This window comes from Brevibacillus fluminis (genome assembly GCF_052072235.1).
GTDB classification, from domain to species: domain Bacteria; phylum Bacillota; class Bacilli; order Brevibacillales; family Brevibacillaceae; genus Brevibacillus_D; species Brevibacillus_D fluminis_A.
In genome coordinates this window covers 5,032,517-5,057,552 of the sequence record NZ_CM125436.1, presented here as the reverse complement: position 1 = coordinate 5,057,552, position 25,036 = coordinate 5,032,517, and the positions used below count along the sequence as shown (strand labels likewise).

Genomic DNA, 25,036 nt, shown 5'->3' with positions numbered 1-25,036 from the left:
AATAAAGCCAGCGATAGGGGAGGGAAGAGAAAGAGATGATCAAACTGTTCGTAACCGATTTGGATGGAACGCTGCTGGACGACGATAAACAGGTGCCGGAAAAGAACCGCCAGGCATTGCGCGAGCTTGCAGAGGCCGGGGTGGAGATTTGCCTGGCATCGGGTCGTATGCATGGCGAGCTGACGACCATCATGGACGATTTGCGGGTGGCATGTCACCGCATCAGCCAAAACGGTTCCTTCGTCTATACGCGCGAGGAGAAGCTCTTGCACAGTGACGCGTTTGAACCTGTGCTGGCCAAACGGCTGTATGCTGCGGCGCGCCACTACGGCTTCGTGGAGATGATCAGCGTGGGACAAACGATTTATACGCCCAAGAAGTCGGAGGCAACAAAAAAGATTGAGGCACGCATGCTGATGCCATTTGAAGTGAAACCCGATGTCGTGGAGTCGTTTGCCCCCGACTTTGCGCCTTGCAAGCTCAGCTATTTTGGTGAGATGGAGAGATTGCGCGAGATGCAGGCGGCGATCCGGGAGGCTTTCCCGGGGGAAGTGGAAGTGGTCGTGTCCGATGTGGATTGCGTCGATTTCATGCCGATTCACGTCTCCAAAGGCGTGGGGCTGCGCTATTTGCTTAAAGAATTGGGTGTCAGGCCGGAGGAAACGGTCGTCATCGGCGATTCCTTCAACGATCTGTCGATGTTTGCGCTCACGCCGCACAGCTTTGTGATGGCGCACAGCGACGCGGACGTGCGCAAGCGGGCGAGCCGGGAAGCAGATTCGGTGGCACAAGCGACCGAGTGGGTTTTGCAGACGAATGCGACCGCTGGCGTGCGGTGAAAAACCAGGGAGCGGTCCGGGCGGTTATCGGTCAACCGAGCGGATCGCTTTTTTGTTTTTCAATTCCGTGCATAAGCCTTTTTATGGAACGCAGTAATGAAGGAAAACAGACGCTGCCCATCCTTGGGCAAGCGGCTTTCAGGCGAAAGCTCCACATACATCGCCTTGTACGTTTCCGGGACCCAGATGTACGTGTGGATGTAATCTGTAAGCGTAAATCCGCATGACTCCCAAAACCGGATGCGGCTGCGATTCATTTCCGATTCCTCGGCTTCCACCTCGACGATGATTCCGTCCATGCGAGGCATGGTCTGGGCCCATTCCTTCAGCATGGCCATGAAGCGCTGGCCGATGCGTTCCCCGCGCCGCGTTGCTTTTACAGCGAAATAATCGATCAAAAGCGCCGAGGCGTCAGCGGACTGCGATTTTCCGGTCAACGCCATGGCGACCGCCTCATCCCCATCCATCAAAACATGCAGATTGCACATGTTTCTCGCAAACATCCGCTCGATCAGCTCGCGTTTTTTCCGCCCGTGCGCGGGAAACGCCTCGTAATAGATCGGCTCCGCCTGCTGCCACAATGCACCGTCCCACTGATCACTTGTCAGCATGTTCATGTCAAAACCTCCTGTGGCGCTGAACGCGCCTTTGACGCTAGGCGCGTCTTGACGCTGGACGCGTCTGCAAAAAACCGCCCGGGAAAAAGGGCGGTTTGATTCATTTTATACGGTAGCCGTTGCTTTTCCAACCAACACGGAGACATCGATCGTAATCTCCAGCTTTTGCAATGCGGTGGTTCGCAAAACGTCCGCATCCGCCGCGATGGATGAGCTGCCAGCGAGCAGCTCGCTGATGTGCGCGTGAAGCACGTTGTAGAAACCGCTGTCGCACACGGCAGACCGCGCGGCGAACAAGCGACTGCCATAGGTCGGTTTGAGCGGGGCAGGCAGGAAGTTCACGTAACCGTGCCTGGCCAGATCAAAAGAATGTCGATTCAAGCATTGCACATGTTTGCCACCCACAAGCTGCATGGCGCTTGTGCAAAGCGGACAACGAAAAACGGATGCACGGATCGGTTTCATTGCCCCACATACTAAAATTTATAAAAAATAATAAAGGTTTTCAGAAAAATGATACATAACCTGTGACAGCATGTAAAATTATATTTACCATTTATAAATAATTTGCTGAGGGATTTTTTACCTAAAAAAGAGAAGAAAAGGTTTTTTACGGGGGTTGTGAACATGAAAAAACCATATGCGGTGTTGCTGGCGGTTCTTTTGTTGACGGCCGGTTGCGAAAAGCTGGAATCGCAGGTTGAGCAGCTGCGCGATCGGGAAAAAGAAACCGTGCTGAAGGTCAAAACCGTAAACGCATACGTTCTGGAGCCGAAGCAGGGCGGACTTACGCAGGAGATAACCGGTACGGTCGTCCCGCAAAAAGAATTGCCGCTGTCATTTGGCTCTTCGGGGAAAATTGCAAAAATATTTGTGCAAAAAGGAAGCGTTGTGAAAGCGGGCGAACTGCTCGCGTCGCTGGATACGACGGTATGGCAGCAGGAGATCGATGCGGCGCAAAGCCAGGTTGATCGCGCCGCGCTGCAACGGGCGAAGACGCTGAAAGGCGCGCATGAGACGGATGTGACGCAGCAAAAGCTCAAAATCGAGCGAGCGCGGCAAAATCTGGCCAAAGCGTCGGATGAGCTGAACCGCGCCAAGCTGCTGTACCAGAACGGGGCGATCTCCAAAGAGGAGCTTGATACGGCGGCGCTCGCCCAAAAGCAGGCGGCGATGAGCCTGCAGGAAGAGGAATTGAGCTTGAGCAAGCTGGTTGAAGCGGCGGATAAGCTCGATGTGGAAGCGGCAGACGCACAGGTTAAAGAAGCGGCGGCGCAATTGGGACGGGCGACACAGGATTTGAAGCAGGCACAGCTCCATGCGCCGTTTGGAGGCATCGTCGCCGCCATTCCGATGCAGGAATCCGAACAGGTGGGCGCCGGGACGGAAGTGGTGCGGCTGATCGATCCATCGTCCTGGATGGTTAAAATCCAGGTCGAAAACGACCAGATCGGCAATTGGAAAAAGGGCCAGACGGTGACTGTCGTGACCCCGGGCGGTGAAGAGCTGGGGGGGCAAGTCAGCTTTGTTTCGCCGATTCTCGATCAAGCGACCGCAACCTATCCGGTGGAAATCGCCGTAAAAGGCGATGTGGCCGATTGGAAGGCGGGGATGACGGTCACCTGCCGTTACGATGTCAAAGGCGGGAATGCGCTCCTCGTGCCAGTGTCCGCAGTGGGCATTTCCGATGAATCTCACTATGTGATGAAGCTGGCCGATGATACGGTCCAAAAAACGGAGATTCAGGTCGGACCGCTTTATGGCGAGTATTACCAGGTGTTATCCGGGCTTGCGGCGGGCGACCGAATCGTCAGCCAAGGGCTTTCCTATGTGCTTGATGGCGAAACGGTGAGGGTAGCCGATGATCAATAACAGCTATCGCAAACAGATGGTTGCGCTGCTCGCGCTGCTCCTCATCGTGTTGGGAATCACCGCATACAGCAAGCTGCCTGTCGCAGTTTACCCTGACTACGAGCTGTCCACATACCTGATCACTGCTCCGGCTAGCGGAATGACGCCGGAGGAAGCCGAGGAAAAAATCGCGCGCCCGCTCGAAGACAAGATTCGCGAGCTGGGCGGCCTGGAGAAAATTACGACGATCACGCAAGCGGGATCGGTCCAGCTTACCGTAAAAGGAAAGCCGGATGCCGGCGGCCGCTTGCAAGCCGAAATAGCCAAAAAACTCGATGAAGCCGCAGCGTCGCTCCCTGTCAGCCGCAATGACCTTAAATGGAAGCGGCTCGAACCTGAGCATGGTCCGCTCGCGTTCTTGCTGCTGCACGGCGGGGACTTGAGCACGCTTGCGAACATCGGCAAATACACCGTACGGGAGCAGCTTGCACAGGTCGCGGGCGTCTCGCGGGTAGAGGTCGGGAGCGGTCTTGCCAATAAGGTGGAGTTGGTTTTTTCGCCGGCGATGCTGAAAAATTACGACGTGACACCCGGCGAAATCATCCAGCAGCTGCAGCAGCAAACCGCACAGGCTGGAATCGGCGGAATCGGCGAAGGAATCGACCAGACGCGCTTTTTATGGACGAGTCAAGCTTCTGCGCCGGAAGCACTCGGCAAAACGATCATATCGACGAAGAAAGGCAATGTTGCACTGAAGCTGCTTGCCGAAATCAAGGACCTGCGGGGCAGTCAGGCTGACCAAATGACCTTGTATAAAGGAGAGCCGGCTCTTGCCATCAATGTGTATGGAAGGGAAGATGCGCGGGCTACCGAAACGGCGTCCGAACTGAATCGCGTCGTGGAGAGCATCAACGATCAGGGACAAGGCAAATTCATGCTGGAAGTCATCGAAAACAATGCCACGCCGATTGCGGACTTTTTGAAGCGCCTGCTGTTGTTCGCGGCAGTTACGGCAATCATCGCGGCTTCCTTTATCGGTTCCTGGCTGCGCCAAACTGCGGCTGCGGTTCTTTCCTTTCTGGCCATCGTGCTGGTTGCATGCGGTGTCCTTGGCGGCATGTGGCTGTACGGCGCGACGCTGAATGTGACGACAGCCGGGGCGTTGTTTATCGTCCTGCTGCTCGCCGTAGGAGCGTTGCTTTCGCTTTTCGCCCGATACGCCAAGCAGTCCATACACGATCAGGCGACGATCGATCGGCAAACGAGGCCGTTATTGCTTTTGGCGGTTTGGCCGATATTCGCATTGCTCGGCATCGCGGCCGTCCTGTTTACAACCGACTTTCTCAAAGCGACCGACATCCCGGTTTTGTATGAGGCAATTCCGGTATTGCTGATCGGCGCTGTAGTGTTGGCCGTTGTCATCGGATTGATCGTTCCTACGCTTGCCGCAGGATGGCTCAGGGAGCACGCGCTTACGCATCAGCCACAAGCCAGGCAGGCGAGCATGTTCACAAACTGGCTGTTCAAACGATGGGAGCGGCTGCTCGCGCGCAAAACCTTGCCGTATGTTGTCACACTGCTGGGCACCGGACTTCTCTATGTTTTCTTTCATACGTTTGTGACGGTCGACCCGTTTTTGAAAACAGACAGCGACAAGACGACGATGGTGTTGCCGACAATTCACGGCGGTACGCAGTCAGCCGCCTTGACAGCGGCCCGCACGGCTGAAGAGAAGCTGCGCACGCTCAGCGACGTTCAAGATGTGTACGTGACCGTAACCAAAGAGGAGCTGCGGTTCACGATCTATATGAAAAGACTGGCGGAGCGTGTGCGCACGCCGTATCAATTTGAAAAAGCGCTCAATGAGCAGATGCGCGACATCCCGCAGACCGACCCTTTTGCGCTTGTCGTCGGCGACGCCAAATCGAAACGGCTTGAGTTCACGATCAAGGGAACATCGCTAGGGACGGCGAACGAAATCGCATCGCGCCTGGCGGATTACTTGCAAAATTCGCGGATGCGCGATACGAAAAACAACCGGCTGCTGACCGACGTCCGAATCGGCGATACGGATTCGACCCTGTATGTAAACATGATTCCGCGGCAAGACATGCTCGCGCGCTACCATATTTCCGAAGCGGCTGTGAAAAGCCAGGTGGAAGGCTACCTGGGGGAGCAAAGCGTGGGGAACGTTCGCTGGAACGATCAGAGCCTGTCCATCACGGCATCCTATCCGAAAAAGGAGATGGAGCATGCCGATCAGGTCAAAAACGTGTTCATCCGCACTCCCGCCGGGTCTGTCCGACTGGGTGAGCTTGTGGAATGGCAGTTGGTGAAGGCACCGGCAGTCTACAAGCGCGAAGACGGCATGTACATGATCAAGGTAAGCAGCGCGGTATCCGACCAAAGCCGTATCGACGGGCTGTCGTACTACTTGCCGATCATGATGAAAGACACGATCACAATCCCGGACGGGTACACGATCTTGTCCGGGGAAGACATCCGCAAGCAGGAGAAGGAGGAGGCAGACAAGACGGATACCGCAACGCGCGTCCTGTATTCGTCACTCGCAGCAATCGCGTTTTGTCTGGTCAGCTTGCTGGTGCACCGTACGATCCGGCACGCGGCGGTCAGCCTCTTGCTTGTGCCGCTGGCGTCATTTGCAGTGGTGGGAGGATTGCTCTGGTACAACCGCCCGCTTAACCTGATGGCTGTAAGCGGAGCAGCGGCCGTGGTTGCGCTCATGCTGCAGCAGGCTTACGTGCTGATCGATGGCATGGAGCGGCAGGCAGAAGGTGTGAAGCGACCGATTGCGACGCGAATTCAAGCGGCTTTTACGGAGTATATCCCGATTATGCGCGTGCTGCTCGTGACGCTTGTGGTCGGTTTGCTCCCGCTTTTCGGCTTCTGGAGAAGGGGGGACGATTTCGTCGCTTCCTTTACAGCGGTGTTCACGCCGGGAATCGTACTGATCGCTTGGGCTGTCATGGTGATCGTCCCGGGATTATACCATGCGATGGCACTGCGCGCGGAGCGTGGCCCGGCGATGTCGCTGGCCCAGCTGAACCAGCAATTGTATGCGTGGTTCCATAATACGAAAGTGAAGCGCAAAGACCATCGCGAGTGGAAACGCAAACAGCGCGCCGCCGCGATTCAGCACAGGCGGGAACAGGCAGCGGCGGAACGTGAGCCGCGCAAAACCGGTCTGCAGCGCGAAGATTTCCAGCCGATCGCCGATCTCTCTTCGATTGACCGCCAATCGTGATATACTTGGCAGTGAGAGAAGGAGGTTCATCGGTGAAAGGTTCATTTCTCATCTATTTTGCTTTGCTGTGCATCGTGCTCGGCGCTACCTTTTATTCATCCTCGACGCCTTACGAGAAGCAGGACATTCGCGGAAACATCGGTCACCTGATCGACGCGAAGAAGGCGAGCCACTATTTGGGCGGCATTTCCTTTGTGTACGGCAAAAAGGAAATCAGCATCAAAGCGTTGGGCGTCCCGGGATTTATCGAGTTTTTCATCCGAAAGGCGACGCATTTCCTGACGTTTGCATTGACGGCGTTCCTGATGTATCATGTTCTGCGTGGCTGGACAATGCCGCAGACAGCATTGCCCTGGAGCGGTTTTCTCGCACTGGCGGCTGCCGTGCTGGATGAGTGGCACCAATCGTTCACGCCCAACCGGACGCCCATGCTGTCCGATGTTGTGCTGGATGGAACGGGTATATGCCTCATGCTGGTAATGATTGGGCTTGTTCTGGCATTTCGTACCAAGCGAAAACGGAGGCCCGTCGGCTGAAAGTGCAGGCGGAGTGGCAACGGCGCTCCGCCGCGCATACCTTGTATCAATGAGAATGGCACATTCAGCGAAGAACGTTGGCAGCTAAAATTGTATTTCTCGCTATTTACGCGTATAATGGGCTTTTCACAAAAATAAGTTATCTGCTATACTAAAAGAATGAGCCCCACGAAATGCGGCTCGTGACACTTTCGCGAAAAGATAAAAGGAGTGCAAACTGAATGGCAGTACAAGTGGGAAGCATCATCGAGGGAAAAGTGACCGCAATTAAACCGTTTGGGATGTTCGTGGCAATTAACGAAACACAACAAGGGTTAGTGCACATTTCCCAAGTGGCAAACGGATTTGTCAAAGATATTAATGAACACTTTTCCGTAGGAGCCCCAGTTAAAGTGAAAGTTCTCTCCATTGATGATGCAGGGAAAATCTCGCTTTCGGTTCGTGCTGCTCTGCCGGCGCCGGAACGTGAAGCTTCCGAAGAGCGTCGAGGCGGCGGATATCGCGGTGGCGGTCGCGGTGGAAACGACAGACGCAATGAAAACAGCGCGACTTCTTTTGAAGACAAGATGAAAAAATGGCTGAAGCACAGCGAAGAAAACCTCGCTACCATCAACAAAAAACAAGCAAAACGCGGCTACTAAGCGTTGACATATCGTAAAATGTGAGAAGGAACTTTCGGGTTCCTTTTCTTTTTTGTGCAGATATGCTCCGTCAAGGCATTTGGAATACGCGATTGCGGAGTTGGCAAGCTTAATGGAAAAATCCTTTGGAAGGCGAGGAGGGGATTGCGATCAAATATACAGTGCTTCCGCCTGTACAGCCAGGCGTAACGCTTTATGACGTCACATACGACAGCGAAGGGCATCGGGTGAAAGCGATGCTCGCGGTACCCGAACAAGCGGGCAAAAAACCAGCGCTTCTCTACTGTCGCGGCGGGTACAAAAAAGTAGGGAAGGTGCGCGCGGAACGCATCTCGCAGATGGCCTCCTTTGGCTATGTCGTGCTTGCTCCCCATTACCGGGGAAATGAAGGAGGCGAGGGGAAGGACGAATTCGGCGGAGCGGAGCTTCACGACTTGTTTGCCGCCCATGAACTGTTGCTCAGCATGGACGAGGTGGATGCGGGGCGCATCAGTCTGTATGGCTTTTCGCGCGGCGGGATGATGGCGCTGCTTGTCGCAGCCAGGCGCAGCGGGTTTCAGTCGGCGGTAGTTTGGAGCGGTGTGACCGATCTTTTGCTGACCTATGAGGAACGGGCCGACTTGCGCAACATGCTGAACCGGATCGTTGGCGACCCGCAAAAAAATCGCGAGGGCTACTTGGCGCGTTCGCCATGGCTGCTGGCTGACCGAATGACGTGCCCTGTGCTCATCGTGCACGGGACGGCTGACCAAAACGTTGGCGTGCAGCATGCAAAAAAGCTCGCAGAGGCGATGGCTGCGAGCGGGAAAGCGCATGAATTGTGGATAGCAAAAGGAGCGAGCCATCTGTTCGGGCCGCAGGAAATCGAGCGCTACACGCGGCGGATGTTTGACTGGATCATGAAGCAGGAAGAGGCAGCACGGCTACCCCAAACCTGATTCATGCGGTTTTTTCGGCAGGATGATGGTGAACGTTGTTCCTTTTCCGACCTCGCTTTTCACCTGAAGATCGCCGCCATGGTTTTGGATCATGCGCATCGTAATGGGCAAGCCCAAACCGGTGCCGTCGTCTTTATCGGAATAAAACGGCTCGAATATGCGTGTCATCTGTTCAGGCGACATGCCGATGCCCGTATCGGTTACGGCGATAAACAGCTTGTCCGCGTCTTGCGTGCTTTCGATCGTCAGCGTGCCTCCATCCGGCATCGCTTCCAGGCTGTTTTTCATCAGGTTGAGCAAAATTTGCTTGAACTGCTCCACATCGACATGCAGGAACGCGTCTTTCTCATATGTTTCCTGAATCATGATGTTGTGGAGTGCGGCCTCGCCTTTCATCAATGGCAGGATAGCGGAAACGACCTCTTCGAGCGTGACCTCCCGATAGTTGGGCTGCGATGGCTTGGAGAGCATCAAAAGCTCGGTCACGATGCGGTTGACGCGCTCGATCTCCTGGATGATCAGCGGTACATAATAACGGCTCCGGTATTCTTCTGTCAGATTTTTTTCCAAAAGCTGCATGAATCCGTAGATGACGGTCAGCGGATTGCGGATTTCATGAGCAGCGCCGGCCGCAAGCTGGCCGACCAGCGATAATTTTTCCGACTGGTGCATATAGGCCTGGATCTTTTCCTGTTCGGTGATGTCGGACAGCACCATCATCCAGCCGATTTCGCTGCCGTCCTGCTGGACGAGCGGGGCATACGAAACGAGCGCCAGGAAGGTGGAGCCATCGGGTTTGTACAACGTGATCTTGCGGTTTTCAAACCATCCGGGACCGTCGCCATCTTTGCGCGCCCATATGTCGGGCGTCGGCGACTTGGGCAGGAATGTTTCGTTCAGCTCGACAAGCGTCTGGGCTTTTTCGTTCAGATGCACTTCATTCGACGGCGTATAGTAGGTGATGACGCCGACCGGCAACGTGTTGAGAATTTGTTCGCGCACCTGCTTTTCCTCGGTCAGGATTTGGTTTTGCCGCTGCGTATGCAAGAACAGCTCGGCGACATTTTTGGACATCTTGTTGAATTCGCTGGCCAATTCAAAGAACTCGTCCCGCGCTTCATGCGTGATCTGTTTGCCAAAAGCGCCGCGCGACACCTGTCTCATCTGCTGAATCAGCGATTCGATCGGATGGAGCAGCTGCTTGCGAAAATAAAAGGCGGAGAACAGCCCGAACAGGATGGCCGCGACGGAGACGGTATACGTGATGATCAACGCGACTTGCATGCTGGTATTGGTTTGCTGGAATTCGGCATTCGTATCCGTCTCCAGACTTTGCAAGGTGAACGCCAGCACCTGTTCAAGCTGCATGATGCGCGGCTCCACCTCGGTTTTGAGCACATAGGTGACCGCATCCACATTCTTTGCTTTCAGAAGCGGATCGATCTTGTTAAAAAAAATGAAATCAAGCTCACTGATCTGTGACGCGATGGTGAACAACCGCTCATTTTCTTTCGTCCGCACAATCTGGTCGAGCAGGTTGCGCTGCAGCATGCCGCTGTAATATTTCTCCAAATAAACGGGTTCCCGGGTCTGCGCATACATTTTCAACGCGTACGTTTTCGAGTACAGCTGGTTTTTGAGGTTGAGCAGCGCGCTCGTTTGCGGCAGGATGCGCTGGGACAACCGCAGCTCATCCGTTGTAATTTTGGTCATTTGATAACTGTACAAGAGGGCGACCGTACCGATCAGCAGCATCATGAGCAAGTAGCTGAGCAACATTTTTTGCTGGAATCCCATCTTACGAAAAAAATACATTACGATTTCCTCCCGCTCCCGCTGGTCACGTGCTTTTTCTCCACGATTTGCTGGAGTTCATGATTGATTTCCTGCTGAACCGCCGGAGGAACCATCGGGCCAAACGAACTCAAGCGATTCGCCCCCTCTGCCAGGCCGAACTCCACATTTCCCTGGGGAAGTGTGCCATTGGCGTATTGCTGCAAGATCAACGTGTACACCATGTTGACATCTTGCATGATACAGGTGAGCACATTGTTCGGCGCGATATACCGCTGATCTGCAATATAGCCGATCGCATAGATGTTGGCTTTTTGCGCTGCTGTGATGACAGGCAGATTGAAGCTGTCCCCCAGCGTGTAAATCACATCGACACGATGCGCAATCAAATCTTGCGCTGCTTTCAGCGCAGCCGCATCATCATTGTAGCTGCCGACGGTCTTGACATGGACGGTGGCGAGCGGCTTGATGGAGGCGACACCGCGCTTGAACCATTCAATCTGGATCGCTTCATTTGGCTTGTTGGCCACGATATAGCCGACTTGATGCGTCTTGCTCATCAGCGCGGACAGTTTTCCCATGAGGTATCCGGAATCTTTCATATCATAGCCGATGTTGGTCTGGTTGGGATAGGTCGCTTTTCCGTTAAAGGTGATAAACCGTGTCTTGGGATAATAGGGCGCGACATGGTAAAACGGCTCGGAAAAAGCAACGCCGTGGCCGATCACCAAATCATAGCCTTGGGCGGCGTATTGCGAAGCTGTCTCGGTAATTTTTGCCGCGGATAATTGATCGGCGATTTGCAATTCAAACGAAAAACGATCGCGCAGCCGGCTGATGCTCTCCAGTGCGCTGCTGTTCCAGCCCTGGTCAAAAGAAGGTCCCTCCAATAGAAGTGCGACGCGAAATTGGGGATGAGGGGTTATTTTATTCAGCTGGCTCATGTTGCTGGAAAAACGCCACGTGATGGATACCAGCAGGACGACGACCACGACGACAAACAGAAAAGGAAACCATTGCAGTTGCCTGTTCATGACATTGGCTCCTTTCATAAATGAAGAAAACACAAAAAGCCACTATTCGACAACGAGGGGCGAAATTCCTGCTGAAATCGGGCGAATATTTTTCTTCACTGTTTAAAAACAACTATTCACATTTTGTTACTGTTATAATACAATGTAAGTAACAAAACAAAGAGCAAGGGGAGAAACGCCATGATTCCAGTGTCTGAATTTTATCGCAATTGCCACATCAAATACTGTTCCGAGTGCGGCCACAAAATCGAGGAGCAGCATGAATCCTATCTGTACGAATGCGAACGGTGCATGAATGAAAAAGCTGAATAAGAAAACATAAAAGGCCAGCCAGATGACATTCTGGATGACCTTTTTCTCTATTACCACAGCTGTTTCGCCATGCACAAGACTTTGCCGAGAGCGGGCGTTTCCCGCCATTCATACGCCTCGTAACCGCAGGACTGATAAAAAGGAACGACTCGTTGATTCTGTTCTAATACAGCGAGATGAAGAACGGTGTGTTCATTCTCACGAAGCCAGTCATGCAAGACGGTCAGAGCCTCCCTGGCAAAACCGAGCTGCTGTTTTTCGCGATGCATCATCAGCAGGCCGAGCCAGGGGTTTTTGTCGCGCGGATTTTGCAAGGTGACATGCATCAGGCCGACAAGCTGATCGCCTTGCTGCTCCCGGATTCCGATACAGTGGCTGAAGGGAAGCGCGCGGGTTTCCAGGTCGTCTTTTGCCACTGTGTCGATGGTGACGGTGCGGGAGCCTTCCGACATTTCCATGAAGTCTGGATTCGAATTATAAATCTCCAGCAACGCAGGAAAATCAGATTCGTGAAGAGGGGAATACCGAAGACGTGTGCTTTGGGCAGGAAAAGGAGTGGACATAAGGGAAACACCTCAATCAATGAATTTAACAATCATCTAATTAGATAATAGTAAAATTTATTGTTTTGTCAAGCGTTACAAGCCGAACAGGATGCAGGCGATGACGTAGAGCAGTGCGAGGATGAAACGCTCGATCCTTTGATCCATGCCACATTCTCCTTTACCATGGTGTTTGCGACCTCCAAAAAATTTGCCCTTGGTAAAATATATGCTTTTCTGGAAGTTTTGCTTCTGTACAAATGAAAAAAAGCCGTCCTTTCGCCAAAGCAAAAGGTACGGCCGAACAATTGGGCGATTCCCACGATTCATGCAAAAAGCGGTGCCAGGAATGAGCGGTTACGAGTGGCGCCTGGCTCCCGCCAGAATCGCGCCAGCCAAAAAAGCGGCACCGAAAATGAAGCCTGTGATCTGCGCGGAGGAAAAGCTTTTTTGCAGCGCGGTCCCAAGTCCACTCGCCACAATGCTCAGCAAAATCAAAATCAGTACAAGCGTCTTGTTTTTCATTCCATGTTCAGTCCTTTTCCACATAAAGCTTGTCCTTCCTACGATACCAAATTATGAAAGGACGCGCCAGTCGAAACGAAAAGCCCATGCCCGCAAATGAGGGGCATGGGCTGACGGATTTGGACTAAAACTTGTGGCCGCGCTGCATGGACGCTTGATTTTCCGTCGCATGTGCCATATGGTTGGCCAGATGAACATGCGGCGCTGCAGCGTTTTGATTGGAGTATTGGTTTTGGTATTGATTGATCGATTGCATGGATTGCGGCGACACGTTGCCGTGGAAAACGAGCGCAGCCGGCGAAACTTGATTGTTGTAGGCTGTCATCATCGGATTCGTGGTCGTGTATTGGCCTTCACCCATTCCTTGCGTGTGGCTCATCGCTTGGTGATGATGAAATTGGGCTTGCTGCTGATGGTAGTGCGCTTGTTGGTGAAGTGCATTCGCATGTGCCTGGTGAGCCTGTGCCCATTCGTGGTGCTGCTGGATCAAATGCTGTCTGTTGTGCATGAAAACGCCTCCTGACAAGTGATTGGTTACATGAAGCTGGCATGAACGATATGCCTCCTATCAGTATTCCCGAAAATGCATAGCTTACCACCTGCTGACAAATCCTACTTGCGAGGGGAAGCACGTGCCCCATTTTCAACGACAAGAAGGAGGAAAGCGCGATGGTATTGGAAAAGCAGGTGACAGAAGCGCCGCGGGTGGATATTCCCGATGAGGTGACACATACCAACCAACCGGAGATCATCGAAACGACGCCGCATCCCCAAACTCCTGACCCGCAAGCGCGGGCTTTTTTTTATGTAGGCACGATGCACCACCCGCAGTCGACATCCTGTCGAATTTTCTGGTTTTTTTTTACTAGAGAAAAGGCTCTGCATCAGCTAATATCGAATGTGCATGCTGGTTGATTAAATAGAGAGTTACTAACGTTTTTATTAGTGCGAATTATTGGGGGAGTCATGTTGGCGCGCATATTAATTGTTGATGATGCGGCGTTCATGCGGCAGATGCTGGTGCAGATGCTGGAGGACAAATACGAGGTGTGCGGTGTAGCTTGCAACGGGGTAGAGGCGGTGCGCAAATATAGAGAGCTACAGCCCGACATCGTCACGATGGATGTGACGATGCCCGAGATGCAAGGGATTGATGCGGTGAAGGAGATCATGGGAATCGACCCTGAGGCGACGATCTTGATGTGCTCGGCGATGGGGCAGCGGCAGCTGGTCATTGAGGCAATCAGGGCGGGCGCGAAAGATTTCATCGTGAAACCGTTCCAGAAAGAAAAGCTGCTGGAGGCACTGGCACGCTGGGCGTAGCATTCATACATAATCGGCATCGGAAAAACTGCGGGCACGCAGTTTTTTTACGCTTCGGCAGCCGGTTTCGCGGGTTTTGAATGAGAGGGGGAAAGCAGTTTTGCCGCTTTCGCGTTATAATAGAAAGAACAAAAAGCTCTGGCATGGATGGGGCAGCGTTTTTGTAAAAAGAAGGTGAGAAGATGGCCGAAAGCCCAGATTACTTCAATCAGTTTCAGCAGGCTGATATCGACGAACTGGCCGATGCGATCGCTGAACTGGTGCAGAATCCGATTACAATTGAAGACTCCGATCATAAGCTGATCGCCTACAGCTCGCACGGTGACAGCACCGACCAGGCACGCTGGTCCACCATTATGGGACGGCGGGTACCGGAAAAAGTGCTGACCCGCTTATGGAAGGATGGCGTTTTCGCCCAACTGCTCACGTGTGATGAACCTGTACATATTCCGGCCAAAGATGAAGTGGGCCTGGGGAACCGCGTAGCGATCGCGATTCGCAAGGGGACAGAGGTATTGGGGTACATTTGGGCACAGGAAGTCGTGCGTCCGATTACCCCTCGCGACGATGAGATTTTAAAGCAGGCGGCTCGCGCTGCGGTCCCCCGTCTGGTTCAGCGCCAAGGAAAGCGCAAAGCGGAGGAGCAGCGGCGCAAGGAATTTTTCTGGGAGCTTCTGCTGGGGAACCACGCCAGCGAGTCGGCGATCCGGAAAAAGGCCGAATCGCTGACGCTTGTGCTGCCATCTCCCTATTTGATCTGCATGATCGACGCGAGCGGCGTGCATCTGGAGCAATTTTTGTATCCGCTGTTGATGCGCGACAAGCTCTTGTGGGTATTGGACGGGACACAGCTGATCCTGTTCATCGGCCTGCCGGCGGTTGCCTCGAAGGAAGGGACCACGATCACGCAATATGTCGAGCAATTTTTGCACGAAGCGCTGTCCCGGGTGGGGGACCAGATGATCGCAGGCTACGGACAGTCGTACCAAGGCTATACCGACATTGTGAAAAGCTACCGGGAAGCGCAGCAGGTGCTGCAGGTGAAACGGATTTTTCCGCAAGAGACGAGCACCATTCAAGGCTTCCAGCAGCTGGGGATCTATCGCTTTTTGCTCCAGTTGAAAAGATGGGGCGATGCCGAAGGGTATGTCAGCGAACGGTTGGCGAAGCTGAAGCGGTATGACCGCGAAAATCAGGCGAATCTGCTGGAAACGCTGGAGACGTTTCTGGACATGGCCGGCCGGGTGAATTTGACCGCCAAACGCCTTCACATCCACATCAATACGTTAAGCTACCGGCTGCGCCGGATCGAAGAAATTTTGGAGCTTGATCTCGATGACCAAAATCAGCGCACCTCCCTGTATTTGGATCTGAAAATGGATAAACTGGAAAAGGAGCGGTAGAGGGCGTCAGACGGCATGTCGCGGTCTGTGTTTGTGAAAATCCACAAACAGCTTGCTGGTAAAATCAAGAGAATCGCCAAAGAGAATCCGGGGAAAAGACTGTACAATGTAGATATGAGTTTGAACCGAACCATTAACGTTGCCATAAAGGGAGGCTTTTATCATGATTGTAGGTATTCCCAAAGAGATTAAAAACAACGAAAATCGCGTAGCGATCACTCCAGCAGGCGTTACCGCATTGGTGCAAAACGGACACAAAGTCCTGGTCGAAACCAACGCCGGACTCGGAAGCGGTTTCACGGACGAAAACTACGCGGCAGTTGGCGCGCAAATCGTAGCGACCGCAGCGGAAGCATGGTCCGCAGACATGGTGATGAAAGTAAAAGAACCGCTGGCTCCTGAGTATGAGTTTTTCCGCGAGGGCTTGATTCTGTTCACGTATCTGCACCTGGCTCCAGAACCTGAATTGACTCGCGCTTTGATGGAGAAAAAAGTCGTGGCGATCGCTTACGAAACCATCCAGCTCGACAACGGCTCCTTGCCGCTGTTGACACCAATGAGCGAAGTAGCGGGCCGCATGTCCGTACAAATCGGCGCGCAGTTCCTGGAAAAACCGTATGGCGGCAAAGGCGTGCTGCTGGCTGGCGTACCAGGCGTACCAAAAGGTGAAGTCGTTATCGTGGGCGGCGGTATCGTAGGTACGAACGCAGCGAAAATGGCGCTCGGCCTCGGTGCGAACGTAACGATCCTCGACATCAGCGCAGACCGTCTGCGTCAGCTGGACGACATGTTCCAAGGCCAGGTGCAAACCTTGATGTCCAACAGCTTCAACATTGCCAACGCTGTGAAAAAAGCAGACCTGCTCGTAGGCGCGGTATTGATTCCAGGCGCACGCGCTCCTCGCCTGGTAACAGAAGACATGGTGAAAGAAATGGCTCCAGGCTCCGTTATCGTTGACGTAGCGATCGACCAAGGCGGTTCCATCGAGACGGTTGACCGCATTTCCACACACGATAACCCAACGTATGAGCGCTTTGGTGTTATCCACTATTCCGTTGCCAACATGCCTGGCGCGGTAGCGCGCACGTCCACGCTGGCACTGACCAACGTGACGGTTCCATACGCGCTGCAAATCGCCAACAAAGGCTATGCGGAAGCGATCACCTCGAACAAAGCGCTGGCGCGCGGCGTAAACGTGATCGACGGCAAAATCACCTTCAAAGGTGTAGCCGAGGCGCACAACCTGCCATACCACCCAATCAATGAACTCGTTTTGGTGAAAAACTAAAAATTGCCAATAAATGTTACAGGAGGAGGCGTAAAGCTTTCTCCTGTTTCGTTTAGAATGGAGGTGAAGAAAGAAGAAAGGGGTTGAATCTATGGTCCTTTCACGAAAAAGCAACCTGCTGGTTTTTCTGGTGCTTGCGATGATTGTGCTGGCTGCCGATTGGATGGCGATCGGGGGGATGACGCCGGAGGATGAAAAGATCGTCTCGCTTGGAGTCACCTTTGATTTGGTTTTGGTCGTTCCTCTTTTGTACTATCTCTGCTTTGTGCGCAAACGTGCAAAGTCGCTGCTTTCGGTCATTCCCGTCGTTTTTGCGGGATATGTGACCGCCCGCTATGTGCTTCCATCCACCAATGAACGATTGATGAGTGCTTTGCAATGGGTCATTTTCCCGCTTGAAGCGCTGCTTGTCTGCTTTGAACTCGCCGTGGTCTACTATGAAATACGCAAGCTGGTGCAAGTGATCAAGGCGTACCGAGTAATCAGGCAGACGGAGGCCCATGTGATGGACGCCGCACGCGCAGCGGTCAGCGAAGTGTTCGGCGATCGGGCGTTGGCGACGCTGATCTTTCATGATGTCGCCGTTTTCTACTATTCGTGCCTCGCTTGGCGGCAAAAGGCTTTTACCAAGCCTGATGCAGCTGCTTTTGCCTATCATAAAGAATCCAGCTGGTTTTATTTGATGCTGATGGTCTGCAAGCTGCTGATTTTGGAAGGGGTCGCGGTCCATTTCCTGCTGCAGGAATGGTCGCATCAGGCGGCGTGGCTTGTGTCGGCGAGCCATGTTTATCTAATCATCCTGCTCGTTGCCGATTACAACGCGATGCGGCTGAATCCGGTGCTCGTCGATCAAGCGGGTGTCCGCATCCAGTACGGCCTGCGCATCAGCGCGGACGTTCCTTTTTCGGAAATTGCGAACGTCACTGTTGCTCAAGGGATGGAAATCCCGAAAGAAGAATGGGAGACTACCGTCGGACCGATGTTTGAACAGCCAAACACCGCAATCGAACTGGCACAGCCGCTGAAGGTCCGGGGCTTGTTTGGCATCAGGAGAGAAGTGGGCAAAATTTACCTGACCTTGGACAAACCCGAACAATTTCGCCAAAAGATTGGCGAGAAAACCATGTATACCCGAATGATTTAACAATGCGTTTTTGAGGCGGATGTGGTATGCTCTAAGGCAGACAAAATGAGCCGAGGAGTGGACAAAAGGTGTACCAACTGGTAAGACCCCTGCTATTTGCGATAGACCCCGAAACAACGCATGAACGAACGGTAGAAGCATTGCGCCTGGCCGAGCGTATGCCAGGCGGCAAATCGGTGCTGCGGGCCATGTATGATTTTCAGGATGAACGGCTGCAAGTGAAGCTGTGGGGCCTCACATTTCCCAACCCGGTAGGCTTGGCGGCCGGGTTCGATAAAAATGCGGAGATTTACCGGGGGTTCGCTGCACTCGGCTTCGGTTGTGTGGAGGTCGGGACGATCACGCCGCTTCCGCAAAGCGGCAACGACAAGCCGCGTTTGTTCCGGCTGCCGGAGCATCAGGCGATCATCAACCGGATGGGCTTCAATAACCACGGAATGGGGGCAGCCGCCGGCCATCTCCGCAATTATCAGGAAGCGGGCATCCCGGTCGGGATCAATATCGGAAAAAACAAAGTGACGCCGAATGAAGAGGCGGCGAGCGATTACCAAAAATGTCTGGAAGCGCTGTACAGCTACGGTCATTATTTCGTCATCAACATCAGCTCGCCGAACACGCCGAACCTCCGCGATCTGCAGGAAACGGAAAGCCTGCGCCAATTGCTGCGCGCAATCAAAGCAAAAGCGCAGGAGCTGGAGGCAAACGGAGCTGCCGCAAAGCCGATTTTGCTCAAGGTAGCCCCGGATATGGCATCCGAACAGATGCATGACGTGGTCAAAGCGGCGGTCGAGGAAGGTGCGGCTGGTATCATCGCCACCAACACGACCCTCTCCCGCGAGCCGGTGAAAAACCATGAGCATGCAGGACAAGCAGGCGGCTTGAGCGGAAAACCGCTGACGGAGCGCTCAACTGCCTGGGTGAAGGAAATTTACCAGACCGTGGGCAAGGAAGTACCGATCATCGGCGTGGGCGGGATATTCACGGGTGATGACGCATATGCCAAAATCAGGGCGGGTGCCAGCCTGATCCAGGTGTATACCGGGATGGCATATCAGGGACCTGGCATCGCCAAACAGATCAATCAGCGCCTGGTTCAACTGCTGGCACGCGATGGCTTTACCCACATCCAGCAAGCGGTGGGTGTCGACGCCAGGTAAAGAGGAAAAGGAAAAGACCGAGGCAATGGCATGTCTGCCGCCTTGGTCTTTTCTTTGCTTTTTGCCGTGGCCTGCCTTCATCCGATTTTGTAATTCTGCCATGCTATCATGAATCGAATGACAGGCAACCTGTGCCAAGAGAAGGGAACGTTGTCGATGAAGGAAATCAAACAAGTAGCTGTTATCGGAGCAGGCATCATGGGGCACGGCATCGCGCAAATCTTCGCTGCTGCCGGATTTGTCGTTCGCCTGTACGACATTCATGAGCATATGCTGCAAAAGGCAAAGGAAGCGATTGAGGCAAGTCTTTCGCTGTTCGTCGCCCACGGGATGATCAGCGCGGAGCAAAAAGAGCAGGCATTGGACAATATCCGCTATACGACCTCGCTCGCTGAGGCGGCAGCGGACGCCGATTTCATCACGGAGGCGATTCCGGAAAAGGTTGAACTGAAATGGGAGATGTACCGGCAGATCGAGGAGCTGGCACGTGTGGATGCGATTGTGGCGTCCAACACATCGACGATTCCGATTTCGCAGCTTGCCCGCTATGCGAAATACCCGGAGCGGATGATCATCACCCATTATTTCAATCCGGCGTATTTGGTGCCGCTGGTGGAAGTGGTCAAGCATGAAAAGACGGCCGCTTCCATCGTGGAACTCACGCTTGAGACGATGAAGCGAATCGGCAAGGTGCCGGTGCTGCTGCAGAAGGAAATAGCAGGGTTCATCGCCAATCGGTTGCAGGCGGCAGTCGTACGGGAAGCTTTTCACCTGCTTGAAGAAGGAGTGGCAGGCGCTGCCGAGATCGATGCGGCGATGAAAGCGGGTCCCGGGTTCCGCTGGGCATTCATCGGACCGTTTGAAACGGTCGATTTCGGCGGGCTGGATACGTGGCAAAGCGTGATGAACAATGTGGCGCCAGAGCTTTGCAATGCCGCACAAGCGCCAGCGATGATCAACCAACTGGTAGAGCGAGGAGAGCTAGGGGTGAAGACCGGCAGCGGGATTTACACCCATACGCCGGAAACGGTAGCTGCGGCCATCGCGCTGCGCGACCAGCGTTTCTTGGGTTTGCTGCATAGCAAGCAGAACGAAACGGCAGGACGTTGATCGTGTAAATGACAAAAGCCGCCCGTTCTTGTGGAAGAGAGGGCGGCTGTTTTCTATGAAAATGGCGGCAAGGCTACTCGAGAAAAGTCCGGTTTGCCCGGGTGAGCAGTTCACCGAACAGCTTGCGTTCTTCCTCGGTCCAATCCTTCAGCCACAGGGCGTAACGCTCAACCCGGGCTTGTTTGGTTTCTTCCAATTGACGCTTTCCTTCTTCCGTCAATACAAACGAGCTGGCTCGTCCGTCTACAGGGTCGGGAATGCGCTTGATCAGCCCTTTTGCCTCGAGGCCGGCCGTCTGCCTGCTCACTGTCGAAATGTCGAGGCGGAACTCATCGGCCAACGCTTTCACGCCGACAGGCCCTGATTCATCCAACTGGCGCAATAAGAGATAGGCGGAACGCTCCAGATTGCCAATCCGTTTTTCCGAATTACTGATCGAGATGGAACGCCGCACGAGAAGGGACACCTCGTATTCGATCACGCCAATTGCATTTTTGTCTTTGCTCACTCCATATTCTCCCTTCGCATACACTTCCTCTATACTGTAATGTACCTCATTCCGGCAGAAGATTTCAAACGGATATGGGCAAGGAGCAGTGGCGGCAACAAGAGATTTTTGTTGCGGTTTGCAACCTTTGCGGATAAGGCCCCGTCTGTAACGATGAACGGAACGGAACTACCCCCATTTTTTGATAGCCACTCGCGAACAGCGGGTGGCTATTTGTTTGGTTTGCAGCAGGAAGCCGGAGGAGAGCCTAAGACTTTTGTATGGAGTTTCGTACATGCCATTTTACTTAGAGAGTCAACGAAACCAGCCTGTGCAAGGCGTATGAAGGAAACGGGAAGGTTTGGTTCTTTTTTGCGAAAACAAGTCCGAATAATTGGAAAACTTGTCTTTTTCTCTAATTTTGGTAAGATTGACAAACAGGATGTCTTCAATTATGCTAAATTATGACAAAATAATACAAAATCCTACATATCATTGCAATTTGTTAACGGCAAACTTATCGAAAGGTAAGGACGCAAAGTTACGGGTCTAAGGTCGTAGACTATGATCGCCGGGCTGCCGAATCAGTATGAGTGTGATGCGAAAAGACTATTCGGGCTGCCTAATAGTTTTTTTTATTGCGTTCATAACCGAAAGAACAGGAGGGCATGAAACGAGTAAGGAATGATCAACATTCAGCAACAAGCGCTACATAGAGATAGCAGTGGGAGGACGAGATGGGCCTTAAGAGTTTAAAAATCAGAATGCTTCTCTTGTTTGTCATCATTTTGGTATTCCAGGTAGGGTTATCCGGTTTCGCTTCTTTCTATACGAAAGGTAAAATTCAGCAGGAGGAAATCAACAAGACGAAGCGGCTGATCGACAGCAATATCGAGCTGGTGCAAGAGGAGTTTAACAAAATCGAATTGGTGAGCAAGCTCGCCAATGCCGCATATGAGAAGAAAATGGACGAACTGGCTGCATACCCGGACGAAACCATCAACCAAATGTTCGACCAGAAGTATCTCATGGACAACGGGTTGTATTCCCTGGATCAATATGTGGAAAAAACCAAAGCGGACATCGGGAATGCGCGCATCGAGAAAGGTGCCCGCACGGTCGCGGAAAAACGGGCGATCATGGCAGCGGAAAGCTATGATGGGCTTTTTGCAACAATCAAAAAAACCATTCCGGAATCGCAATGGTACTACTTCACTTCGGTGAACAAGTTCCAGAAAATCTATCCTTTCGTGGCCAACAAGGAAGGAAAATATACGACGGAAAAATCGATGGATGGCGAGTTTTTCACCATCGCATCGCCGCAGAACAACCCGAATCGGGAGCTTAAGTGGACGAAGCCGTACAAGGATGACCTGGGAACAGGGATGATGGTGACCGTATCCAATCCCGTTTATGTTCATGACCAGTTCCAGGGCGTTTTCTCGATCGACGTAACCTTGCAGAGCGTCGAGGCGATCGCGAATTCGTTTGCCTCAGGAGACGGGACGCACGCGATGGTCGTTGACTCGTTCCAAAACGTGCTGACAGGCACGGCGACCAAAAAGGCGGAGGACAAAACCAAACCGGACACAATCGACACCGAGATTCCGGACGCAGACATCAAAGGCTGGATGCAAAATGTTGTCAGCGCGAAAAAAGATTCGGATGAACTGATCGCCAATGACAAAATCATTTTCGCAAGCCCGATCAAAATTACAGGTTGGTATCTGTTCCTGGAAATGCCGCTTGCCAGCGTCCAAAAAATCTCCAATCAGCAATTGTTGCTTGTTAGCGCGCTCATCGCCGTTCTGATTGTCGGGATGATCATTATCTTTGCTTACCTGTCCAAGCGTCTGACCGCATTGACGGTCGTGCGTGACCGCCTGGTGGCGATCGCGTCCGGCGGAGGAGATTTGACCGGACGGATCAAAGTATCCGGTTCCGATGAAATTCGCCAGCTGGCCGATGCGTTTAACGAGTATTTGAACAAGCTGGAGAAGATGATCGGCGATATCAAAAAATCCGCGTTCCATGTCGTCAACCATTCCAATCATTTGGAAAAGAACATGGAGATCAGCACGAATTACATCGAGGGCATCAACCAGAAGAGCGCCGAGCTGAGCAGCGAATCCACCAACATTTCGGCCGTGGCGCAAGAGCTGAGCGCAGCGGTGGAGGAGATTGCGGCGACGACTCGCGACAACTTGTCTACTTTGGGCAACCTGGTTACCGAAATCACCCAGATCAGCACCTTGTCGGCGAACTCCGAGACGGTTGCCAATCGGGCCTTGCACGGCATGGAAAACATCGAGGTGGAAGTGAACAAGTCGGTGGGCATCGTCAAGCAGCTCGAAGAGAGCATGGGCCGCATCAGCGACATTGTGACCACCATGACCGGCATCAGCACGCAGACGAATTTGCTGGCGCTGAATGCGTCGATCGAAGCCGCACGGGCCGGGGAAGCCGGCAAAGGGTTCTCTGTCGTCGCAGAGGAAGTGCGCAAATTGGCGGAGGAGTCCAAGCGCAGCTCTGACAACATTTACGGCATCATCGGCGAATTGCAAAACTCCCTGACGGAGACGATCAAAACGCTGAACAATCAAGGCGATATTATTTTGGTAGAAAAACAAAACGTCATGTCGCTGATCGAACACATGGCAGAGATCAAATCTTCAATCGAAAGCTCGTCGGAACAAATCAAGACGTTTGAAATGAATGTCGACGCCCAAGCGGACGGAACGGACGCATCGTCGCAAAATCTTGGACAAGTATCCGAGAGCATTGCGGAGATGACCACGGCGCTCATTACGATCAATGAAAACCTGAAAAACCAGGCTGACATCCAGTTGGAAATCAATCAGATCGCGGTCGAAATGAAACAAACGTCCGAAACTCTGAATGGCCTGGTTGAAAAGTTCGTAATCAGCGACGATGTACGCGTCGAGGAGGATGAAAAGCAATGATGATGATTTTGGACAAACCTTATGTCTCGCAACTGCTGTCGCAGACGTTGATCAATCTGAAAATCCCTGCGGTAAAATCCGGTGAGGTTCGCATTCCGCTGGATAAATCGATCGCGTTTTTGACGGAGCAGGAAGTGATTGAGCAATTGCGAGATCCGAATGTGGCGATTCTGTGCAACTCGGAATATTCGGTTGCGTCCATTTATCCATACTTGAAAGAAACCTCGATCATCAAGCTGATCGACCTGTTTAAAAACAAGGTGAGGTTTCGTCAGCAGCTGCAAAAGCTGTTCCCGTCCTTTTTCTTTCGGGAATGCACCTATGCGGAGATTTTCAGCCTGCCGGTCGAATCGCTGACGTTCCCGTTGGTGATCAAGCCTGCACGCGGTTTCCGCAGCGTAGGGGTCTATCTCGTGGAGGGACCGGCTGAATGGAAAACGATGCTGGCACAGCTGCAGCAGGACATGAGAGCGGCGAAGGAAATTTATCCGGAAGCGGTCGTGAGCGCCAACAGCTTCATTTTGGAAGAATGGATTCAAGGTGAAGAATATGCGATCGACGCGTATTACAATGAAGCGGGGGAGCCAGTCGTCCTCAATGTGTTCAAGCGGATGTTCGCCCATGAAGCAGATACGTCGGACCGCATTTATTACACGGGGAAAAGCGTTTTGACAGAGGCGCTGGACAAGGTGGAAGCGTTCATGCGGAGCATGGGGGAGGAGCTGCCGCTGAAAAACTTCCCGATGCACTTTGAAGTTCGCATCTCCAAAAACGGACAGCTGATCCCGATCGAAGTGAACCCGCTCCGGTTTGCCGGATTGTGCACGACCGATCTGGGGGCACATGCGTGCGGAGTCAACGTGTACGAGTATTTCTTCGAGCAGAAAAAGCCTGACTGGCCTGCCATCATCAGCTCGATGGATGACTCGATTTTCAGCTTCCTCTGCGCGGAATTGCCGCTCAGCATTGAAGGCAAATCGATCGAATCGGTTCATGACCGCAAGTTCGAGAAAAAATTCTCCAACCTGCTGGACTATCGCCTGATTCCGTATGAAGAGTATCCGACTTTCTCGGTCGTGTTTTACCAAAGCCCTTCGCTGAAAGAGAATGAGCATTTGCTGCAGCTTGACCTGGAACAATATTTGGTGATGAAGTGACGAGCGCGTGCTTCATGCGCTGAATGGAATCGCGACAAAAGCATCCTGGTTTCACGTTCGCGCGTGGAGACAGGATGCTTTTTGTTGTTCTGGCAATTGGTGATGCACAG

At 52.9% G+C, this 25,036-nt stretch carries 24 protein-coding genes and 1 riboswitch; of the genes, 16 read left to right on the top strand and 8 right to left on the bottom strand.

The features are described 5' to 3' along the window. Window positions 1-35: 35 nt before the first annotated feature. Window positions 36-839 carry a Cof-type HAD-IIB family hydrolase gene (locus ACTID9_RS24840; protein WP_441067737.1) on the top strand — a complete coding sequence of 268 codons (804 nt, stop codon included), beginning with the start codon at window positions 36-38 and terminating at the stop codon, window positions 837-839. Between the two features lie 59 nt (window positions 840-898). Here the strand turns inward: ACTID9_RS24840 and ACTID9_RS24835 are convergent, their stop codons facing one another. Together ACTID9_RS24835 and ACTID9_RS24830 are read right to left on the bottom strand one after the other, a co-directional pair. After that, window positions 899-1,456, bottom strand: coding sequence for a GNAT family N-acetyltransferase (locus tag ACTID9_RS24835; RefSeq protein ID WP_441067735.1), 558 nt, complete (start codon window positions 1,454-1,456; stop codon window positions 899-901). A 105-nt stretch (window positions 1,457-1,561) separates the two neighbouring features. Beyond that, on the bottom strand, window positions 1,562-1,921 hold the full coding sequence (locus tag ACTID9_RS24830) for a putative RNA methyltransferase (protein WP_441067733.1): 360 nt from the start codon (window positions 1,919-1,921) through the stop codon (window positions 1,562-1,564). Between the two features lie 162 nt (window positions 1,922-2,083). Between ACTID9_RS24830 and ACTID9_RS24825 the strand changes: the two genes are divergently transcribed. The 5 genes from ACTID9_RS24825 to ACTID9_RS24805 all read left to right on the top strand — a co-directional run bounded on the left by ACTID9_RS24825 (window position 2,084) and on the right by ACTID9_RS24805 (window position 8,687). Beyond that, window positions 2,084-3,328 (top strand): efflux RND transporter periplasmic adaptor subunit, encoded by a 1,245-nt coding sequence (locus ACTID9_RS24825; protein WP_441067731.1) that lies wholly within the window; start codon window positions 2,084-2,086, stop codon window positions 3,326-3,328. Then, entirely contained in the window at window positions 3,318-6,572 is a 3,255-nt protein-coding gene (locus ACTID9_RS24820; protein ID WP_441067729.1) for an efflux RND transporter permease subunit, read from the top strand. The genes ACTID9_RS24825 and ACTID9_RS24820 overlap by 11 nt, the downstream gene beginning before the upstream one ends. Window positions 6,573-6,604: 32 nt before the next feature. Further along, complete coding sequence (locus tag ACTID9_RS24815; protein WP_441067727.1) at window positions 6,605-7,108, top strand: VanZ family protein; 504 nt, start codon at window positions 6,605-6,607, stop codon at window positions 7,106-7,108. Window positions 7,109-7,329: 221 nt separating this feature from the next. Beyond that, window positions 7,330-7,749, top strand: a complete 420-nt coding sequence (locus ACTID9_RS24810) for a S1 RNA-binding domain-containing protein (protein ID WP_441067725.1) — start codon at window positions 7,330-7,332, stop codon at window positions 7,747-7,749. A 125-nt stretch (window positions 7,750-7,874) separates the two neighbouring features. Beyond that, a complete protein-coding gene (locus tag ACTID9_RS24805) occupies window positions 7,875-8,687 on the top strand; it encodes an alpha/beta hydrolase family protein (protein ID WP_441067723.1) in 813 nt (270 codons plus the stop codon). Here the strand turns inward: ACTID9_RS24805 and ACTID9_RS24800 are convergent. Then, window positions 8,673-10,502 carry an ATP-binding protein gene (locus ACTID9_RS24800; protein ID WP_441067721.1) on the bottom strand — a complete coding sequence of 610 codons (1,830 nt, stop codon included), beginning with the start codon at window positions 10,500-10,502 and terminating at the stop codon, window positions 8,673-8,675. The genes ACTID9_RS24805 and ACTID9_RS24800 overlap by 15 nt on opposite strands. Continuing rightward, window positions 10,502-11,515: a BMP family ABC transporter substrate-binding protein gene (locus tag ACTID9_RS24795; protein ID WP_441067719.1), complete on the bottom strand. Its 1,014-nt coding sequence runs from the start codon at window positions 11,513-11,515 to the stop codon at window positions 10,502-10,504. Before ACTID9_RS24795 ends, ACTID9_RS24800 begins: the two co-directional genes overlap by 1 nt. A 180-nt stretch (window positions 11,516-11,695) precedes the next feature. Here ACTID9_RS24795 and yhfH point away from each other — a divergent pair, with 180 nt between their 5' ends. Then, window positions 11,696-11,827 (top strand): protein YhfH, encoded by a 132-nt coding sequence (gene yhfH, locus ACTID9_RS24790; RefSeq protein WP_441067717.1) that lies wholly within the window; start codon window positions 11,696-11,698, stop codon window positions 11,825-11,827. 50 nt (window positions 11,828-11,877) lie between these two features. On the opposite strand, the gene ACTID9_RS24785 is transcribed toward yhfH, so the two are convergent. From ACTID9_RS24785 to ACTID9_RS24775, 3 genes are all read right to left on the bottom strand, one after another. After that, window positions 11,878-12,390, bottom strand: coding sequence for an N-acetyltransferase family protein (locus ACTID9_RS24785; RefSeq protein WP_441067715.1), 513 nt, complete (start codon window positions 12,388-12,390; stop codon window positions 11,878-11,880). Between the two features lie 336 nt (window positions 12,391-12,726). Further along, the gene (locus ACTID9_RS24780; RefSeq protein ID WP_441067713.1) at window positions 12,727-12,918 is read right to left on the bottom strand and encodes a hypothetical protein; all 192 of its coding nucleotides are present in this window, start codon (window positions 12,916-12,918) and stop codon (window positions 12,727-12,729) included. A 100-nt stretch (window positions 12,919-13,018) separates the two neighbouring features. Next, a complete protein-coding gene (locus tag ACTID9_RS24775; RefSeq protein WP_441067711.1) occupies window positions 13,019-13,402 on the bottom strand; it encodes a hypothetical protein in 384 nt (127 codons plus the stop codon). Window positions 13,403-13,563: 161 nt separating this feature from the next. Here ACTID9_RS24775 and ACTID9_RS24770 point away from each other — a divergent pair, with 161 nt between their 5' ends. The 7 genes from ACTID9_RS24770 to ACTID9_RS24740 all read left to right on the top strand — a co-directional run bounded on the left by ACTID9_RS24770 (window position 13,564) and on the right by ACTID9_RS24740 (window position 20,319). Then, on the top strand, window positions 13,564-13,809 hold the full coding sequence (locus ACTID9_RS24770) for a hypothetical protein (RefSeq protein WP_441067709.1): 246 nt from the start codon (window positions 13,564-13,566) through the stop codon (window positions 13,807-13,809). A gap of 51 nt (window positions 13,810-13,860) precedes the next feature. Continuing rightward, a complete protein-coding gene (locus tag ACTID9_RS24765) occupies window positions 13,861-14,217 on the top strand; it encodes a response regulator (RefSeq protein WP_441067707.1) in 357 nt (118 codons plus the stop codon). Window positions 14,218-14,399: 182 nt separating this feature from the next. After that, the gene (locus ACTID9_RS24760; protein ID WP_441067705.1) at window positions 14,400-15,620 is read left to right on the top strand and encodes a PucR family transcriptional regulator; all 1,221 of its coding nucleotides are present in this window, start codon (window positions 14,400-14,402) and stop codon (window positions 15,618-15,620) included. A gap of 163 nt (window positions 15,621-15,783) precedes the next feature. Next, window positions 15,784-16,908 carry an alanine dehydrogenase gene (gene ald, locus ACTID9_RS24755; RefSeq protein WP_441067703.1) on the top strand — a complete coding sequence of 375 codons (1,125 nt, stop codon included), beginning with the start codon at window positions 15,784-15,786 and terminating at the stop codon, window positions 16,906-16,908. A gap of 91 nt (window positions 16,909-16,999) precedes the next feature. Then, window positions 17,000-18,052, top strand: coding sequence for a hypothetical protein (locus tag ACTID9_RS24750; protein WP_441067702.1), 1,053 nt, complete (start codon window positions 17,000-17,002; stop codon window positions 18,050-18,052). A 68-nt stretch (window positions 18,053-18,120) separates the two neighbouring features. After that, window positions 18,121-19,209: a quinone-dependent dihydroorotate dehydrogenase gene (locus ACTID9_RS24745; RefSeq protein WP_441067700.1), complete on the top strand. Its 1,089-nt coding sequence runs from the start codon at window positions 18,121-18,123 to the stop codon at window positions 19,207-19,209. Window positions 19,210-19,365: 156 nt separating this feature from the next. Beyond that, on the top strand, window positions 19,366-20,319 hold the full coding sequence (locus tag ACTID9_RS24740) for a 3-hydroxyacyl-CoA dehydrogenase family protein (RefSeq protein WP_441067698.1): 954 nt from the start codon (window positions 19,366-19,368) through the stop codon (window positions 20,317-20,319). Window positions 20,320-20,392: 73 nt separating this feature from the next. On the opposite strand, the gene ACTID9_RS24735 is transcribed toward ACTID9_RS24740, so the two are convergent. After that, complete coding sequence (locus ACTID9_RS24735) at window positions 20,393-20,827, bottom strand: MarR family winged helix-turn-helix transcriptional regulator (RefSeq protein WP_441067696.1); 435 nt, start codon at window positions 20,825-20,827, stop codon at window positions 20,393-20,395. Between the two features lie 479 nt (window positions 20,828-21,306). Then, a riboswitch (cyclic di-GMP riboswitch) is annotated at window positions 21,307-21,390 on the top strand. Between the two features lie 153 nt (window positions 21,391-21,543). On the opposite strand from ACTID9_RS24735, the gene ACTID9_RS24730 reads away from it, so the two are divergent. Together ACTID9_RS24730 and ACTID9_RS24725 are read left to right on the top strand one after the other, a co-directional pair. Continuing rightward, entirely contained in the window at window positions 21,544-23,769 is a 2,226-nt protein-coding gene (locus tag ACTID9_RS24730; protein WP_441067694.1) for a methyl-accepting chemotaxis protein, read from the top strand. Then, window positions 23,766-24,926 (top strand): ATP-grasp domain-containing protein, encoded by a 1,161-nt coding sequence (locus ACTID9_RS24725; protein ID WP_441067692.1) that lies wholly within the window; start codon window positions 23,766-23,768, stop codon window positions 24,924-24,926. Before ACTID9_RS24730 ends, ACTID9_RS24725 begins: the two co-directional genes overlap by 4 nt. Window positions 24,927-25,036 lie beyond the last annotated feature (110 nt).